Source organism: Staphylococcus casei (assembly GCF_030294405.1).
Classification (GTDB): Bacteria; Bacillota; Bacilli; order Staphylococcales; family Staphylococcaceae; genus Staphylococcus; species Staphylococcus succinus.
Window position 1 is genome coordinate 664,704 of record NZ_CP125718.1, and the last position, 17,400, is coordinate 682,103.

Sequence of the window (17,400 nt, forward strand, 5' to 3'; positions counted from 1 at the left end):
GAAGAACGGCGCGCTTTTTTATTGATTATCTATACTGATAGAAAATGTAGTTCCATTATTTTTTTTACTCTCCACACTAATGCTACCACTATGAAGTTCAAAAACAGCTTTAGCAATTGCGAGGCCTAAACCGTTACTGTTATCGTTATTACCCGCTTTATAAAAACGTTCAAACAAATGTGCTTGTGTTTCTTCTGTCATACCTTGTCCATCATCAGTAATTGTACAAATGATAGTGTCAGTGTTTTGTGTGAGGGTAACTTCAATGGTACCACCGTGTTTTGAATATTTAATCGCATTAGTTATTAAATTTTGAAATGCTTGATATAGTAGTCGTTCATTCCCAATAATTTGTACATCTGCTAAATCGGACATAATGATAAGATCTTTTTGATTTGCTAAAAATTGTTCGTGACGAATGATTTGTTTTAAGAGTTGATTTAAAGTGATGCGATCTTTAAACTCTAAATGAGCCCCGTTATCTATTTCTGAAAGTAACAATAATTCTTTAGTTAACTCGCTTAATTGTGTTGTGATTTGATATATATCACCAATATATTGATCTCGCTCTGTACTCGTTTTTGCATATTTCATTTGATCAAGTAGGTGATGGATGTGTGTTAATGGTGTTTTAATTTCATGTGACACATTTTGAACGAAATGTTGTCTCATATCATCGAGTTGTTTGAGTGAGAGACGCATTTTATCAAAACGATATTGTAACGTGCCGAATTCGTCTTTACGTGTAATATTAATGGAAGTGTCAAAGTTGCCTTGCATAAGTCTATTAGTTGCTTGTTTTAATTGTTGTATCGGTTTAATAATCGAGTAAGTTGAAGAAATAATTAATATAATTGAAAATATAAGCAATAAAGTAATTAAAATAGCTAAAAATATTCTGAACTCACTAAATGTTTTGCCTATATCGGGTCTCATAAACACCGCAGTCTTTTCATTATTTTGATTAAAAGTAATACCTACTGTATTTTTAGTGGTATTTTCGAAAAAACCAGTTACAAAAGGATTGTAAGGTAGATTTTTAATACCATGATAATCATGACCTTGTAATACAGCGTGTATTTCTTGCTTAGAAATATTATCTTTTCTAAAAGCAGTACCGTAAAAAGCTTTTTTACCTTGTTCAGAAACGGTCATGACTTGATAGTTCATTTCCCCCATATGTTGAAAAAATGCTGGTAAATTGTGCATGCTAGATTCTTTTTGATATGTACTTGAATCTTTTAAAGTACGCATGATTTTAGTGTCATTGTTAGCTTTTAAATGGTTGTGATAAATAATGTTAGTACATAAGAAACTGACAATCGCACTAAATAACATAACCATAACTGTATAAACTGCAATGCGTGTGTAGAGTGATTTAAACATAATCATCCACCTTATAACCTAAGCCACGAACGGTATAAATTGTTACAGAGGCTTCTAGTTTTTCTAGCCTTTTTCTAAGACGTTTAATATGTACATCGACAGTACGTTCATCTCCTTCGTAATCAAATCCCCAAATTTTTTCGATTAAATCATCACGATTAAAAACTTGTTTTGGATGTGAAGCAAGTAAAAAAAGCAATTGGAATTCCTTGTTTGGCAAATTCATCGCTTTTGTGGCAGATGCTACTTCAAGGTATGATTGATTCAATGTCAAATTACCAATAGTTATTTCGTTATTTGCATTGATGTTATAACGCTTAAGTACTGCTTTAATCCTAAAGATAAGTTCTTTGACTTCAAAAGGTTTAGTGACATAATCATCGGTACCTGAAAAGTATGCTTGTTCTTTGTCACTGAGTGCATCACGTGCGGTTAGCATAATAACCGGGATTTTATAGTCTTCTTTTAATAGTTTACAAAGTTCAAAACCACTCATACCTCCCATCATAATATCAACGATTGCAATATCCACCTGTTGAGTTTCAAGATAAGTTAAGGCATCTTCTGCACTGGATTGGGTAATCGTTTTCAAACCTTCACGACTAATATAATTTGAAACATACTCCAAAATTTTAATGTCATCGTCGACGATTAGGCAACTTGTCATGTATAAGGTCTCCTTAGTCATTTTATAGCTATTATAAACGTTACTTTTATACTTAACAAATTTTGAAAAGTAGAAAAATCAATTCTTGTTCATATTGAGTTCATATAAGTGTCCTAAACTCTAGTTATAAGTTTTAGAGAAGGAGAGAAACAATAATGAAATTAGCATGGCAGGAGATCAAATTTTATAAGTTCCGTTTTATATTAATCATGTTGATCATTTTACTACTAGGTATAATGGTATTGTTTATAAGTGGATTAGCACAAGGGTTAGCAAGAGAAAACGTATCGATGTTAGATAACATGAAAACTGAGAAGTATATATTACAAGATAATAAGAAACCGCAAATTGAAAAATCATTAATTGCGCCAGGACAACAAAATAAAATAGAAGATATTACTGATCAAAAACCATTAAAATTAGCTTCTCAGACATTGAATATTGATAAAAATGAAGAAGATGTAATCATGACTAATACCGTTAATAATGAAAAGCCAAAATTAAAAGAAGGCAGTTATCCAAATGATAATAATGAAGTTGCGTTAAACAATAAATTAACTGCTGGTGGTATTACTATTGGAGATACTGTGAAAGTGAAAGGCGGTAAGAAATTAAAAGTATCGGGTATTCTTGATGATACAATGTATTCACATAGTTCAGTTGTGATGATGAATAACGCTGGTTTCGATAAATTAAATAAACAAGTAAGTACAGTGTATCCTGTAAAAGATTTATCAGAGAAACAACAAAAAGAGATTAATCAAATGTCTGGTATAAAAACATTTAGTGAAGATGAAATTACAAGTGAAATTGCAAGTTATCAAGCAGAACAGTCGCCATTAAACATGATGATTGTCAGTCTGTTTATAATATCAGCCATTGTATTGAGCGCATTTTTCTACGTAATGACGATTCAAAAAATCTCAGAAATAGGTATTTTAAAAGCGATAGGTATTAAAACAAAACATTTACTGAGCGCTTTAGTTATACAAATATTAATTACAACAATGATTGGTGTACTCATATCTGTTGGAATTGTAAGTAGTTTATCATTAGTGATGCCGGTAACAATGCCGTTTCATATTACACTTTCAAATCTATTATTAGTTGTAGCTGTATTTATTATTGTTGCAATTATTGGAGCAGCATTATCATTTATTAAATTATTCAAAGTAGATCCTATTGAAGCAATCGGAGGTGCAGATTAATGACGCTACAAGTTAAAGACATAAAAAAATCATTTGGAAAAGGAACGTCAGAAACGACTGTATTAAAAGGTATAAATTTTGAAGTGAATGATGGAGAGTTTATAATTCTTAATGGTGCATCAGGTTCAGGTAAGACCACTTTGCTTACTATTTTGGGTGGATTACTTTCACAAGATAGTGGAGACATTTTATATAATGATGAACCTTTATATTCTGTCAAAAATAAGCCGGCAGATTTAAGATTGAATGAGATTGGATTTATATTCCAATCTTCACATTTAGTACCTTATTTAAAAGTTAAAGCGCAATTGACAACGATTGGAAAAGAAGCGGGCATGTCAAAAAAAGAAGCGGAACAAAGAGCGGAGATGTTATTAACTCAAATAGGATTGGCACACCGTTTGAACGTTTTTCCTCACATGTTATCGGGAGGCGAGAAGCAACGTGTAGCAATTATGCGTGCTTTCATGAATAATCCCAAAATTATACTAGCTGATGAACCAACAGCAAGTTTAGATGCTAAGCGAGCTACAGAAGTTATAGAAATGATAAAATCGCAAATTCGAAATAAAAAAATGATTGGAATTATGATTACACATGATAAGCGATTATTTGATTATGCAGATAGAGTTATAGAATTAGATAATGGAGTTATTGTAAATTCATAAAATATAACTTAGCACTTTAATAGTAGAAATATAAGCGGAATATGCTTAGGCAGAAAGTTTAGAAACTAATAAGAGGGCAACCAGTTCAATCTGGTTGTCCTCTTATTTATAGCTTAAGCATTAAAATATCGGTATATACCATAATGTGAGTGCACAGATTAAAAATAATGAGGCAAAATATAGGGTTAATAAAAGTTTATATTGATACATTAAGGCTAAAAAATCACGAATCAATGCAATTTCAAAAAAATGATAAGGCGTAGGACTGCCGACACCATGTAATTTAAGGTTTAATTTTTGTCCGAATCGCAAGGCACGCATAATATGAAATTGGCTAGTTACACAGACGATGTTTGGTGTAATATCATAAGTGCGCGCTATAAGTGCTTTTGTATATTTAATATTTTCATAGGTACTTGTAGATTGGTCTTCCATTAATATGCGTGATGAGTCAACGCCTTGTGCTTCTAAATAACGACGCATAGCTAACGCTTCTGAAATAGGTTCATCATTGCCTTTGCCCCCACTCACAATAAAATGTGCAGTGGGGTGTTGGCGAAAGAGTGTTAATGCTTGATCAAGGCGACTGGCCAACATGGGCGTGACTTGTTCATTAAATATACCTGCTCCCAAAACGAGAATCATATCAAAGTGTTTGATATGTTTGTTGTTAAGATAACTTGAAGAAGTAGATATAAAGCACAGAAAAGTATAAAGTGCACTAAAAGCGATAGCAGATAACCATAAAAATATGATATTGATAGCACTTGGAATCAATGTAATATAAGCACATGCCACCATAAAGATAATAATTTTAAAAACAATCGTATATAAACGTTTTATAAATAGTGCACTTTGACGTTCTTGGAATAGATGCTTGTGTTTAAAGTGAAGTAATAAACAACCTATAACCATGACAAAGATTAAATCGAGTGGTAATGTGTGATTTCCGATATTCAAGATTATAACTATATAACCTAATATTGCCTGGGAAATAAAGCAACGGATGTTTGCCGAATATTTTAAATTTAAATATAGGGCTACGAAATGAATTAGAATAATTAAACAGCAAAATAATGACAAAATGTCCATGTTACACCCCGATTTTTTATTGTATATTAAATGTAGAGTAAACATTTGAATTAATCAAATGTATCTATGTTATTACATGTGTTTTGTTTGATCAACGTTTTGTAGTGTGAAAGTTCTGAAATTTCCACCTTTTATAAAGAGGGGAATATTGATACTATTAATATAAATATTGAACAAGCAAAAATGAATTGTATTTAGTCGGATAATAGAGGTGCAATATACGGTGAAAAATATAAAAAATCATATAGAATTTATGAGAGAATTTATCAATGATGTTAATACATTGTTAGCTAAATTATTAAAAGAATTACGCGAGGTTTATAATATATCAAAAGAGCAAGCGAATGTTATCTTGATGTTAGAAAAAGAAAAGGCAATGACTTTAACAGAAATTACTGAAAGACAAGGCGTGAATAAAGCTGCTGTCAGCCGAAGAATTAAAAAATTAATTCAAGCAGAATTAGTTCAGTGGGATAAGTCTGAAGAAAGTGCAGATCAACGTTTAAAGTATATAAAATTAACTGATAAAGGAAAACAGTTTAACCGTGAAAGTAAGTCTATAATAAGTAACATCGTAAGTGATATTCTACATGATTTATCCGAAGCCGAAATTGAACAAGCGCGTTCCGTATTAGAAGTTATAGACCAACGTTTAAAGAATTTTAATGTTGGAGGCCATTTGTAAAACAATTTGAAGAAGCTATAATTAGCTTCGTCATTTATGTTAGTAGGTATATAGGTTATTACGATAGGGTACCACTTCTTCTTATTATTAGAAGTGGTATTTTTGAGCTTGTTTATTTATGGATGATATCAGCGTAATAGAGCCAAACATATTAGACTAAATATGTATATCATTTTTTTATGACGCCTTATATAATGAAAAATATAGAAATAAAATAGGGGAAGTTTCTCCAAATTACAATACTATTTCAACTGTGACAGTGTTAATACAATCGTATGGTTTCAACCCATGTTATGTTAAAATAATGTGATGGTGTAAAAAATGTAAGTATGAAGAGGTGATAAAATGCAAAAGTGTCCTAAGTGTGGGGGAAACATGAGAAATGGACAGAAATTATGTCGTCATTGTGGGTATCAGGTTAGTCAAAATGACTCTGAAAAAATGACACGAGCATCTAAAGAAAGTAGTAAAACCACAAACATTAGTGCACGTAAAATCATTCCTTGGGGAATTGCATTCTTTATCATTATACTACTCATTATTATTTTCTTTTTATTGAAAAATTTCAATTCACCTGAAGCACAATCTGAAATCTTAATAAATGCAGTAGATAACAATGATACACAGAAGCTTGCTACGCTATTAAGCACACAAGACAATAGTGTGGATGAAAATGAGGCTAAGGCTTATACCAAATATATAAAAAAAGAAGTTGGCATGAAAAACTTTGTGAATGATGTAAATCGTCAAATTAAACAATTAAATAAGAGTGAGAATAAAGAAGCGAATTTTGTCACAGCTAAAAATGGTGAAAAAGTATTGCGCATCAGTAAAAATGGGAGACGTTATTTCTTATTTAATAATATGAATTTTACTGCACCAACAAAAGAGGCAATTGTAAAGCCAAAATACGATACAAAGTATAAATTTAAAGCTGATGATAAACAAAAAACGGTTATTGCGGATAAAAATAAAGCAACGTCTTTAGGTCATTTTATTCCAGGTAGTTACATACTTGAAGCAAAGAAAGAAATGGCTAATGGCCAGTTTAATGGGGAACTTAAATTTAACTTTAATGATAGTAATAATGAAACAATAGAAGTTAATGAAGATTTTAATGAAGCTCATGTATTGATAGATTTAAATGGTGCGAGTGAAATAGATAAACATACGCTTAAAATTAAAATAAATGATAAAATGTTTGATTATGAAAAGGCTAAAGAAATTGGACCATATCCAAAAACAAAAGAATTAACGATTTCTGCAGAAGGCCAAGCGAAGAAAAGAACATTTAAATCAACTGAAACTATAGTTAAAACGGATAATCTTAAAGATCAAACGCATGTCACTTTGAATTTTGATAGTGATGAGATTAAAGCATATGTTGAAAAAAAAGAAAAAGAAGAATACAGCTTTAGAAATAAAGTGACTAATTTTTTCGGCAAATACACTTCAGCGCTAAATAATGCATATAGTCAAAGTAATTTTAAATTAATTTCTTCTTATTTGAAGAAAGATACGGAAAGTTATAAAGAAACTAAAAACAACGTAACGTCACAAACTTTATCATATTTTCAACAACCACAAATCACTGAAATCGTAAAGCAAGGTAAAACGTTCTATGTTACTGCACAAACGATTAAATCAGATGGCCGATATGGTGAAGTGGACTACCAATTAGAGGGTAATGATAATGCAAGTAATTTAAAAGTAGTGAAATATTCAGAGTAAATCATCTCCATCAGATTATATTTGAATAAAACTAAAAGTACTAAGCAAAGAACTTTATCAATTTGCTTAGTGCTTTTTTATGTTTTATTAAGTAATCTACCTTAAGCTATTTAAAATTGTTCTGGCAAAAGCTATAATAATAGCAACATACAAAGAAAATAACTTATCGGAATGAAGAACGTATTAAAAAGTGAGTAATGATCTGTGGATGATATAACTCTAAAACCTAATTAAATAGTTCACTATAAAATTCAAGGAGCATGAGTATGACTAACAATCAGGAACAACATAAGCAGTCATTACTGTTTATTATTATATTAGGCGCGCTGACTGCTATAGGAGCATTATCTATTGATATGTTCTTACCTGGCTTGCCTCAAATACAGTCGGATTTTAGCACGACAACTTCAAATACACAACTCACGCTGTCCTTATTTATGATTGGTTTGGCGTTGGGTAACTTATTCGTTGGACCAATATCTGATGGAATCGGACGTAAAAAACCATTAGCGATAGCAATGTTATTATTTACGTTAGCTAGTATCGGTATTATATTTGTAGACAATATTTGGTTGATGATTGCACTTCGTTTTGTGCAAGGATTCTGCGGAGGCGCAGCTGCTGTAATCTCAAGAGCCATCTCAAGTGATTTATATAGTGGAAAACAATTAACTAAATTCTTGGCATTACTCATGTTGGTAAATGGTGTTGCCCCAGTACTTGCGCCAGCTTTAGGCGGAATCATTTTAACTTTTTCAACATGGCGTATGGTTTTTGTCATACTAACGATATTTGGATTGTTAATGCTATTTGGCTCTATATTTAAAGTTAAAGAATCATTATCAACTGATCACCGCGATAGTCCACATCTTGGTAGAATTTTTAAAGGTTTCAAACAATTATTAGTTACACCTCGATTTGTATTGCCAATGTTAATACAAGGTGTAACATTTATTATGTTGTTTAGTTATATCTCGGCTTCTCCTTTTATTACACAAAATATATATGGAATGACTGCACAACAATTCAGTTACATGTTTGCTGCTATTGGCATTAGCCTTATATTTTCTAGCCAACTGACAGGAAAGTTAGTGGATTACATTGATAGACAAGTATTGTTACGGATATTAACGATGATTCAATTGCTGGGCGTTGTTTTGGTCGTGTTGACTTTATTATCACATTTATCGATTTGGCTGTTATTTATAAGTTTTATTATTCTTGTAGCACCTGTGACAGGCGTGGCTACCTTAGGTTTTTCAATTGCTATGGAAGAACGCACAGGTGGCAATGGGAGTGCTTCTAGTTTATTAGGATTAGTTCAATCTTTATTAGGTGGACTCGTTTCCCCACTTGTAGGTATGATGGGGGAAGAAAGCTATACTCCTTACATTACAATTATTATTATTGCTGGTATATTATTAATTAGTTTACAAACATTGAATTATTTTGTATTTAGACATGTACCTCGCCAAACATAATTAGAAAAGATAAGGCCACTCAGAAATCTGAGTGGTCTTATCTTTTGATTAAATGTTTTAATTGATATCAACTAGCGTCTCATTTTAATAGTATTAGATAGTAAAATCTGTGCCAACTCATCTTCCGATTCAGGGCAACCTTCGCGAATCCAATAATAGACAAGGCCGATTTGTCCACCCACAGCATAAATAACGACTTGCTTCTTATTTAATACGGTCGTGTAGTCTTCTAACATTTTTGTATAAGTTTCTTTGGTAGTTTGAATGTATTCAGAGAATAAATCTCGATTTGGATGAGCGACTAAAATGGCATGAAAGAAACCATAATGACGACGAATATAAGATAGTATAACTTTGAAGAATTTATATAGTTTATAATGATTGACTTCTGACTTATCATAGCTAAAGTATAAAGCATTTAATAAATGGGTATATTTCCGTAAATGATGTTTTTGAATTGTAGATAGCAAATCATATTTATCTAAAAAGTAATCATAAAATGTAGTTCTGTTAATACCACTATAGGCACAAATCATTTTAATAGTAATATTTTCAAAAGGTTGCTCTTCTAAGAGGATAATCATATTTTTGATAATTTTATTTTTGGCATTCTGTTTCATTTTTTCTCCTTCAAAAAAACAACTTATGATGATTACCCGACACATTTTAATGATGTGTTGGTGTTTTTTTTTTTTACATGTCTCTATAATAGACAAAGTGCAATTTAAAAGCAAATAGGAGGAATAGTGTAATGAAGAAAATGGTATTAGTAAATGTCATTACCATTGTAGTACTTGTAATTATAGGAGTAGTTGGTTTCCACTTTTATAATCAAGCTACAGGATATGTAAGTACTGACAATGCTAAAGTTGATGGAGAGCAAATTAAGATTGCTGCACCAGCATCTGGAGAAATAAAATCTTTTGACGTTAAAAACAATGACAAATTAAGTAAGGGCGACACAGTTGCAAAAATCGCAGCTAAAGGTGAAGATGGCCAGTCACAAAATATGGATGTTAAAATGCCACAAAATGGTACAATCGTGAAAACTGACGGTATAGAGGGTTCAATGGCTCAAGCTGGGACTCCAATTGCTTATGCTTATAATTTAGATGATACTTATATTACTGCAAATGTTGATGAGAAAGATGTTGCAGATGTTGAAGAAGGTAAAGATGTAAATGTAAAACTTGACGGCGAAAAAGCCGAACTTAAAGGTAAAGTAGAAGAAGTTGGTAAAGCAACAGCTGCAAGCTTCTCAATGATGCCTTCATCAAATAGTGATGGTAATTATACTAAAGTGTCTCAAGTTGTACCTGTGAAAATTTCACTTGATTCAAAACCATCTAAAAACGTTGTTCCAGGAATGAACGCTGAAGTTAAAATTCACAAAAATTAAGGGGGGTCTAAAATGACAATGACCTTCATTATTATTTACGTAGTCATAGCGCTCATTCTTGTCGGTTTGATTAATGTAATTTTCACTAAAAGTCGAAAAAAACAAGCTAAACGACAAATGGAACAAACAAAGCATAAAAATAATGCGTCTAACGAAGATTATCAATCTAAATTTAAAGTTAAAGACCGAGCAGATTCTACAGAATCGACTGAGGAGTCAGTAACAAAAAGCAAGATGAATGACGATGAAGAAGAAGTATCTGAGTTACAACAATCTGGTGATGAAACATTCGAGACAGATGTGAATGATGATCAACGATCTACAGATGTTGATCATGAAAGTATTAATCCAGATTCAGAAGAAGCTATCGTTAATGAAAAGCTTAAAGAAAAACATAGTTCATTTATGTTTGGGAAAGGGACATCACAAGGTAAAGTTTTAGTTGCGATGATTTTTGGGATGTTTATTGCAATTTTAAACCAAACTTTACTTAATGTAGCCTTACCTAGAATAAATACGGATTTCAATATCTCTGCCAATACAGGTCAGTGGCTTATGACAGGGTTTATGTTAGTGAACGGAATTTTGATTCCTATCAGTGCGTATTTATTCAATAAATATTCTTACCGTAAACTATTTTTAGTTGCAATGACATTGTTTACACTAGGGTCGCTAGTCTGTGGTTTATCAGGTTCATTTACAATGATGATGGCAGGTCGTGTATTACAAGCGATTGGTGCAGGTGTATTAATGCCATTAGGTACTAACGTATTTATGACGATCTTCCCACCAGAAAAACGTGGGGCAGCAATGGGTACTTTAGGTATTGCGATGATATTAGCACCAGCAATCGGACCAACATTATCTGGTTATATCGTTGAGAACTATCATTGGAATGTAATGTTTTATGGTATGTTTATCATCGGATTAGTATCATTAGCAATTGCATATATTTGGTTCAGAGTTTATCAAGTTACAACAAATCCAAAAGCAGATGTACCAGGTATTATATTTAGTACAATAGGTTTTGGGGCTTTATTATATGGCTTTAGTGAGGCCGGTAATAATACTTGGAGCTCACCAATTGTTGTGATTTCACTCATATTAGGTGTTATTTTTATCGCAGCATTTGTTATTCGCGAATTGACAATGCGTGTACCAATGTTAAGTATGGAAGTACTGAAATATTCAGGATTCACCTTAACAACAGTTATTAATATGATTGTTACAATGAGTTTATTTGGTGGTATGATTCTTTTACCACTATACTTACAAAACTTAAGAGGCTTCTCGCCGATTCAATCAGGTTTACTCTTACTGCCAGGCGCATTAATTATGGGATTAATGGGTCCAATAGCGGGTAAATTATTAGATACAATTGGTATTAAACCATTGGCACTCGTAGGTACGGGTATTATGACCTATGCCACTTGGGAATTGACTAAACTGAATATGAATACGACATATGGTCATTTAATGATGATTTATATTGTACGTTCATTCGGTATGAGCTTTATCATGATGCCTATTATGACGGCTGGTATGAATTCATTACCACCACGTTTAATTTCACATGGTAATGCTTTATCCAATACACTAAGACAATTGGCAGGTTCTATTGGTACTGCATTGTTAGTCACAGTTATGTCTACGCAAACAACAGAACATGTAGCAACATATACACAAGATCTTGATAAAACGAATCCGTTCTTAAAAGATCGTTTACAAGAAATTGGACAAGCAATGGGTGGAGATCAAATGGCTACACAACAAGTGCTTGAATTTGTTCAAAAACTCGCTTCGATTAATGGTGTGAATAGCGCATTCTTAATCGCAACAGGATTAAGTGCACTTGCATTTATTTTAAGTTTATTCTTAAAAGGCAAATCACATTATATGTCAAAAGAAAATTAAGAGATGATAAAAAACAGGAAGCCTCACATGTATGAGTGCTTCCTGTTTTTATTAGATTGGGCTATTAATCATGAAAGGTTATGAGTGAAGTTTAGGTTTTCTATTTCTAAAAAAGAGACTAATAATAATTAATGCAATGCAACAAGTTAATAGAATAATAGCATTATGAATGGCATCAGATTCTGTTAATATTTGTTCAGGCTTTACAGTAACATAGTATTGACTCATTGAATCAGAAATACGAACAGCAATATTTTTAATAAGATATGAAAAACCAAATGTAATAACTAACATAATTGCCAGAATGAATAAATTAACAATTTTTAAAATAGTTCTATTAAAAACTAAAGTGAAAATAGTTAATATTAAACTCAAGATACAAGCGGCAAAAAATACATAAAATACTAAAACTAACAAATCAATTTTAGATTGCAAGTTATCAATGTTTTCAATGTTTATATTTAAATTCGTTATATTATTAACCGTTTCTTGAAAGTTTGTAAGTTGATGGAAAGTGACAGCCTCTTTTGCAAACTCAAGATTAAATATAGGTTCTTTAAACATACTATAACCTGTAATAGCCACTAAAATCAGCACTATAAATTGGATGATCATGCTCATCCAAGATTTTTTCTTTTTTCCATAGGGGTTGCCTCTGTGCATAGGCTCACTTGTTAGTGTATGTTCGAAATCTTTGAATTGACGGTTATTCTCAGGCATAAATTGCTCCTTTCTCTATAGGGGGACAATAGCATCGACTTATTTTATGACTTTTATTTTTGTTTTGTTATAATATGCAATAACTGATAAATAGTAACTATTGGTGTTAACAATTTAAATTTATCTAGTGTTTAAAAGCGCTATTTTTAAGTTACTCGCATTATATTATAACTATTGTTTTAATGTCATTAAATTAATTTTACCATAATATTTATTTTGAAAACTAAGTTATACTAAAAAATTCCGTTGGATTGAACATTTATTATAAAACTGAGATGGGGTTGATTATACATGAAATCAGGATTGACAACTAAATTTATTAATAAGTATTTATTACCGCATAGATCTATAATGTTTAAAGACAATCAAGACTTTGAAACATTTTTAGATCTACGATTGAAATTAAATAAAGAAAAACACAAGCAACCAGAAACCTTAAATGTTAAGTCAGATTTAGATAAACAATTTATTGGTGATATACAACTTTTTAGATTTAGATTTAGACATAGCCAAAAGCAAAAAATACTTTATATCCACGGAGGATATAATATTTTACAGCCTTCTGCATTTCATTGGAGGTTCATGGATAAATTGGCATTAAGTACGTTATATGAAGTAGTTATGCCAATATATCCTAAAGCACCACAATATCATATAAATGATACTTTCCAAGCGATTCGAGATGTGTACCAACAGTTGCTCTCAGAAGTTAGTCATGAGGATATTGTAGTTATGGGGGATGGCACTGGAGGTGCACTAGCTTTAAGCTTCATACAGCAATTAAAAATAGAGAACCAACCATTGCCAAATAAACTTTATTTATTTTCTCCATTGTTAGATGCTAACTTAAATAATGAAGCAATAACGCCAGAATTAGAGAAAAAAGATGTCATTATTAATAGAGATAGTGTGCAAAAAATAATGAATTATTGGGCGGATGGTTTATCACTAAATGATGCTAAAGTTTCCCCAATTTATGGAGAGTTAAGCAATTTACCACCATTATATGTGTTCGGTGGTGAAAGAGAGGTTTATTTGCCTGATATGTACAGGTTAGCGAATATGATGAACGCACAACAACAATCAATACATTTCTATGAATATAAGAGAATGGTAAACGCATTTCCATTATTACCAATAAGAGAGTCACATAAGGTAGTGAAACATATAGTCGAGACACTTAATACGTAAAATGGATTTAAGATAGAAATAAGTATAGGCTTTGGAACATAAATATCCATAGATAATAGAAAAGCACACTTTCATTTAAATGGAAGTGTACTTTTTTGCATATGAATTTAGCTATTTCTAACGCTAAATTAGTTGTTTACAAGTGTATTGATTGTATTAATAATTGATTTTTGACCCATTAACTGATAATGATTTGCTAAAAAAAGTTCGAATTCGTCTTGTGGATGTATCATATTTTGAAATTGAGTGCTCGATGTTTCAAACTCCTGTATATAATTTTTGGCATATTGATTATAGTAATTGATGAAATCTTGTGTGGCAGGGTATGTTTCTAAAATAGTATTAATTGCATCAATGGCTTTTTTCTGTCCTTGCAAATAACTAATATCTAATCCACGCTTAATTAATTTACTATCTGGGCCATTAATATCTAAACTTTTATTTTGATTTAATTCACTAAGTTTAAATTTAGTATCATCATATAAATCGTAAAGTTGTAATTGGACAATTTCATTTATGCTTTGTGTCATATAAATACAGCTCCTTACTTTGGTATGTTGATTCGGTGACCAAGTTGTTTTGGCCAGTCTATATGCGGTTGCTGACGATAGTATTGCTTGATTTGATGTGCATATTGCTGTGGAAAGGGAGCGGTTTTCTTAATTACGCTATCTATACCTAGCATCATCACTTCATTTGTAGCTACAGTTGTACCATTTTCTTGTGTCATAATGGAAAAGAAATGCACTCTTTTTTCATCATAATTGTATAAATAAATTGTAATCTTAAATTGATCGCCTTCAACTAATTCAGAAAGATAAGAAGTATGTTCTTCTACTGTGAAGAGCGTATAGTGCAAAAGTTTGCGCTCTTTTAAAGACAAGCCATGCTGATAATTAAATTGATTAATAGCTTCACTAAATATGATATTATAATTGGCATCATGTACATGGTCATTATGATCAATCATATCCTTAGTGACGTATTGATGCATTGTAAAAGGTGTTTCCATACCAAACAGCTCCTTGATTATATGAAAAATGATATTTTGAAATTTATAGTTTAATGCTAGTTTACTAAAGATATTCAAAACTTACACGCGTTGTATTTCATGGTAAAATAAAGAAAATGATCTGAGGTGTGAAATGATGAGTGTCACAATAAAATATCAGACTGCTGATATCCCGTTAAAGGAAGTTTCACACTTTGATGAGATCCCACAAGCTGCAACATTCATATGGTGCGACTTTAATGAGCCAACTGAATCAGAAGATATACTACTAAAATCATACTTTAACTTTAATAAATTAGAAATCGATGATACAGTGAATGGAACGCCACGAGCTAAGTATAAAGCTTATGATTCATATCAATATCTTGTATTTCATAGTATTGATAATAAAGATGAGGGGATTAAGGCACTCAATTTATTTATTAAAGGTGACATGCTGGTCACCTATCATCACAAGCCGTTTGATATATTAGATACGGTGAATGCTTCGATTTCTAATCATTTTCAAAATGACTTAGATGCAGCTGATGTCGTTTTATATATATTAGATAAATTCGTTGATGAATACTTTGAACCGATTTACGCTATCGAAGATAAAGTATATGAGTTTGAAGATCGACATGTTAATGATAACGCAAGTCAAACAGTTATGGATAATGTGTTTAAAATACGCTCTAATATTATAAAAATAAAGCGTTTGATTTATCCAATGCGTGAATTAGTAGATAATATAAAAGAGAACAGTCTTTTACTTGTAGATGATAAAAATCATATGTATATTCAACATATAGAGGATCATATGATTAAGCAGGCAAACATATTGAAAATGTCACAAGAAATGACGAATGAGATTAGGGATAATTATGCTTCCTATACATCGTTTAAAATGAATAATATTATGCAGATACTCACACTCGTATCTGTCGTATTTCTACCTTTAACATTAATTACGGGTATTTATGGGATGAATTTTACACATATGCCAGAACTGAAGTGGCATTATGGTTATTATATAGTACTTGCGATAATGTTATTGATTAGTCTAGTTTGTATTGTCTATTTTAAACGGAAGCAATGGTTTTAATTATTCGTTGTAAGGCATAGAAAATGATAGTTTGAACATAAAAAGTATTGAAAGTAGGAGCAAAAAAGATGAGCGATTTAAAAAGGGAACAAAGAAAAAATGAACACGTAGAAATTGCAATGGCACAAAGTGATTCTACAATTTCAGACTTCGATGAAATTAGGTTTGTACATCACTCTATTCCTAATATTGATGTGGAAAATATTAATTTGCAAAGCCAGTTGAAAGATTTTACGCTTGAGCATCCATTGTATATTAATGCGATGACTGGTGGTAGTGAATGGACAAAACAAATAAATGAAAAACTAGGGGTTATTGCAAGAGAAACTGGAATGGCAATGGCTGTAGGTTCTACACATGCAGCATTACGTAATAGTAAAATGGCGTCTTCTTTTACTGTAGTGAGAGAGATGAATCCACAAGGGATTATATTCAGTAATGTTGGTGCAGATGTACCTGTAGATAAAGCAAAAGAATCAGTACAACTACTGGATGCGCAAGCACTTCAAGTTCACGTAAATGCACCACAAGAGCTTGTGATGCCAGAAGGAAATAGAACGTTTTCTACTTGGATGGACAATTTATCTCAAATTGTAGCGCACGTAGATGTGCCTGTCATCGTTAAAGAAGTTGGTTTTGGAATGAGTAAGGAAACGATTAAACAATTAAATGAAATAGGTGTGCGTTATGTTGATGTCAGTGGACGCGGAGGAACGAATTTCGTTGATATAGAAAATGAAAGACGTGCTTATAAAGATATGGATTATCTTGGGTTATGGGGACAAACCACGGTTGAGTCTATGTTAGAAAGTACAGGCGCACAACAAGATATGGATATACTTGCAAGTGGTGGCGTACGTACACCATTAGATGCAGTGAAGTGTCTTGCTTTAGGTGCAAGTGCAGTTGGCATGTCACGTCCATTTTTAAATCAAGTTGAAAATAATGGTATTACAGCGACATTAGAATATGTCGAACAATTTTCTGATCATATGAAGAAGATTATGACAATGCTTAATGCTAAAGACATAGAAGATTTAAGGCATGCACAAATGATTTTCAGTCCTAAACTTCAATCATGGATTGAACAAAGAAATTTAAATATTTAATAATAAAAAGCGCCATCAAACAGTTGAGTTTGATGGCGCTTTTATTATTGAAG

Annotated in this window: 17 protein-coding genes; 10 read left to right on the top strand and 7 right to left on the bottom strand. The window is 31.7% G+C overall.

Translation table 11 applies throughout. The features are described 5' to 3' along the window. Nucleotides 1-18: 18 nt before the first annotated feature. A complete protein-coding gene (locus QMO72_RS02925; protein ID WP_103267572.1) occupies nucleotides 19-1,386 on the bottom strand; it encodes a HAMP domain-containing sensor histidine kinase in 1,368 nt (455 codons plus the stop codon). After that, nucleotides 1,379-2,053, bottom strand: coding sequence for a response regulator transcription factor (locus tag QMO72_RS02930; RefSeq protein ID WP_069822897.1), 675 nt, complete (start codon nucleotides 2,051-2,053; stop codon nucleotides 1,379-1,381). The genes QMO72_RS02925 and QMO72_RS02930 overlap by 8 nt, the downstream gene beginning before the upstream one ends. Nucleotides 2,054-2,208: 155 nt before the next feature. Between QMO72_RS02930 and QMO72_RS02935 the strand changes: the two genes are divergently transcribed. Further along, a complete protein-coding gene (locus QMO72_RS02935; RefSeq protein ID WP_103267571.1) occupies nucleotides 2,209-3,261 on the top strand; it encodes an ABC transporter permease in 1,053 nt (350 codons plus the stop codon). After that, the gene (locus QMO72_RS02940) at nucleotides 3,261-3,929 is read left to right on the top strand and encodes an ABC transporter ATP-binding protein (protein ID WP_103267570.1); all 669 of its coding nucleotides are present in this window, start codon (nucleotides 3,261-3,263) and stop codon (nucleotides 3,927-3,929) included. The genes QMO72_RS02935 and QMO72_RS02940 overlap by 1 nt, the downstream gene beginning before the upstream one ends. Before the next feature lie 120 nt (nucleotides 3,930-4,049). Here the strand turns inward: QMO72_RS02940 and QMO72_RS02945 are convergent, their stop codons facing one another. Beyond that, nucleotides 4,050-5,021 carry a YdcF family protein gene (locus QMO72_RS02945; RefSeq protein ID WP_103267569.1) on the bottom strand — a complete coding sequence of 324 codons (972 nt, stop codon included), beginning with the start codon at nucleotides 5,019-5,021 and terminating at the stop codon, nucleotides 4,050-4,052. Between the two features lie 223 nt (nucleotides 5,022-5,244). Between QMO72_RS02945 and tcaR the strand changes: the two genes are divergently transcribed. The 3 genes from tcaR (at nucleotide 5,245) to tcaB (ending at nucleotide 8,918) form a co-directional block, all read left to right on the top strand. After that, a complete protein-coding gene (tcaR, locus tag QMO72_RS02950) occupies nucleotides 5,245-5,706 on the top strand; it encodes a MarR family transcriptional regulator TcaR (protein ID WP_491016610.1) in 462 nt (153 codons plus the stop codon). A 345-nt stretch (nucleotides 5,707-6,051) separates the two neighbouring features. Then, nucleotides 6,052-7,437: a membrane-associated protein TcaA gene (tcaA, locus tag QMO72_RS02955; protein WP_103267568.1), complete on the top strand. Its 1,386-nt coding sequence runs from the start codon at nucleotides 6,052-6,054 to the stop codon at nucleotides 7,435-7,437. Nucleotides 7,438-7,703: 266 nt separating this feature from the next. Next, a complete protein-coding gene (gene tcaB / locus QMO72_RS02960) occupies nucleotides 7,704-8,918 on the top strand; it encodes a putative multidrug effflux MFS transporter TcaB (RefSeq protein ID WP_103267567.1) in 1,215 nt (404 codons plus the stop codon). Nucleotides 8,919-8,989: 71 nt separating this feature from the next. Here the strand turns inward: tcaB and QMO72_RS02965 are convergent, their stop codons facing one another. Continuing rightward, the gene (locus QMO72_RS02965) at nucleotides 8,990-9,538 is read right to left on the bottom strand and encodes a TetR/AcrR family transcriptional regulator (RefSeq protein WP_103267566.1); all 549 of its coding nucleotides are present in this window, start codon (nucleotides 9,536-9,538) and stop codon (nucleotides 8,990-8,992) included. Nucleotides 9,539-9,669: 131 nt separating this feature from the next. On the opposite strand from QMO72_RS02965, the gene QMO72_RS02970 reads away from it, so the two are divergent. Next, entirely contained in the window at nucleotides 9,670-10,317 is a 648-nt protein-coding gene (locus tag QMO72_RS02970) for an HlyD family secretion protein (protein ID WP_069822889.1), read from the top strand. Nucleotides 10,318-10,329: 12 nt separating this feature from the next. Further along, a complete protein-coding gene (locus QMO72_RS02975; protein ID WP_103267565.1) occupies nucleotides 10,330-12,231 on the top strand; it encodes a DHA2 family efflux MFS transporter permease subunit in 1,902 nt (633 codons plus the stop codon). A 78-nt stretch (nucleotides 12,232-12,309) separates the two neighbouring features. Here QMO72_RS02975 and QMO72_RS02980 read toward each other — a convergent pair whose 3' ends face one another. After that, entirely contained in the window at nucleotides 12,310-12,951 is a 642-nt protein-coding gene (locus QMO72_RS02980) for a hypothetical protein (protein WP_069822887.1), read from the bottom strand. Between the two features lie 291 nt (nucleotides 12,952-13,242). Between QMO72_RS02980 and QMO72_RS02985 the strand changes: the two genes are divergently transcribed. Continuing rightward, nucleotides 13,243-14,142: an alpha/beta hydrolase fold domain-containing protein gene (locus tag QMO72_RS02985; protein ID WP_103267564.1), complete on the top strand. Its 900-nt coding sequence runs from the start codon at nucleotides 13,243-13,245 to the stop codon at nucleotides 14,140-14,142. Between the two features lie 128 nt (nucleotides 14,143-14,270). Here QMO72_RS02985 and QMO72_RS02990 read toward each other — a convergent pair whose 3' ends face one another. Continuing rightward, nucleotides 14,271-14,672 (bottom strand): hypothetical protein, encoded by a 402-nt coding sequence (locus QMO72_RS02990; RefSeq protein ID WP_103267563.1) that lies wholly within the window; start codon nucleotides 14,670-14,672, stop codon nucleotides 14,271-14,273. Between the two features lie 14 nt (nucleotides 14,673-14,686). After that, nucleotides 14,687-15,154, bottom strand: coding sequence for a thioesterase family protein (locus QMO72_RS02995; protein WP_103267562.1), 468 nt, complete (start codon nucleotides 15,152-15,154; stop codon nucleotides 14,687-14,689). A gap of 136 nt (nucleotides 15,155-15,290) precedes the next feature. Here QMO72_RS02995 and corA point away from each other — a divergent pair, with 136 nt between their 5' ends. Together corA and fni are read left to right on the top strand one after the other, a co-directional pair. After that, a complete protein-coding gene (gene corA / locus QMO72_RS03000) occupies nucleotides 15,291-16,238 on the top strand; it encodes a magnesium/cobalt transporter CorA (protein WP_103267561.1) in 948 nt (315 codons plus the stop codon). Between the two features lie 68 nt (nucleotides 16,239-16,306). Beyond that, a complete protein-coding gene (gene fni, locus QMO72_RS03005) occupies nucleotides 16,307-17,347 on the top strand; it encodes a type 2 isopentenyl-diphosphate Delta-isomerase (protein WP_046835761.1) in 1,041 nt (346 codons plus the stop codon). Nucleotides 17,348-17,400: the final 53 nt, after the last annotated feature.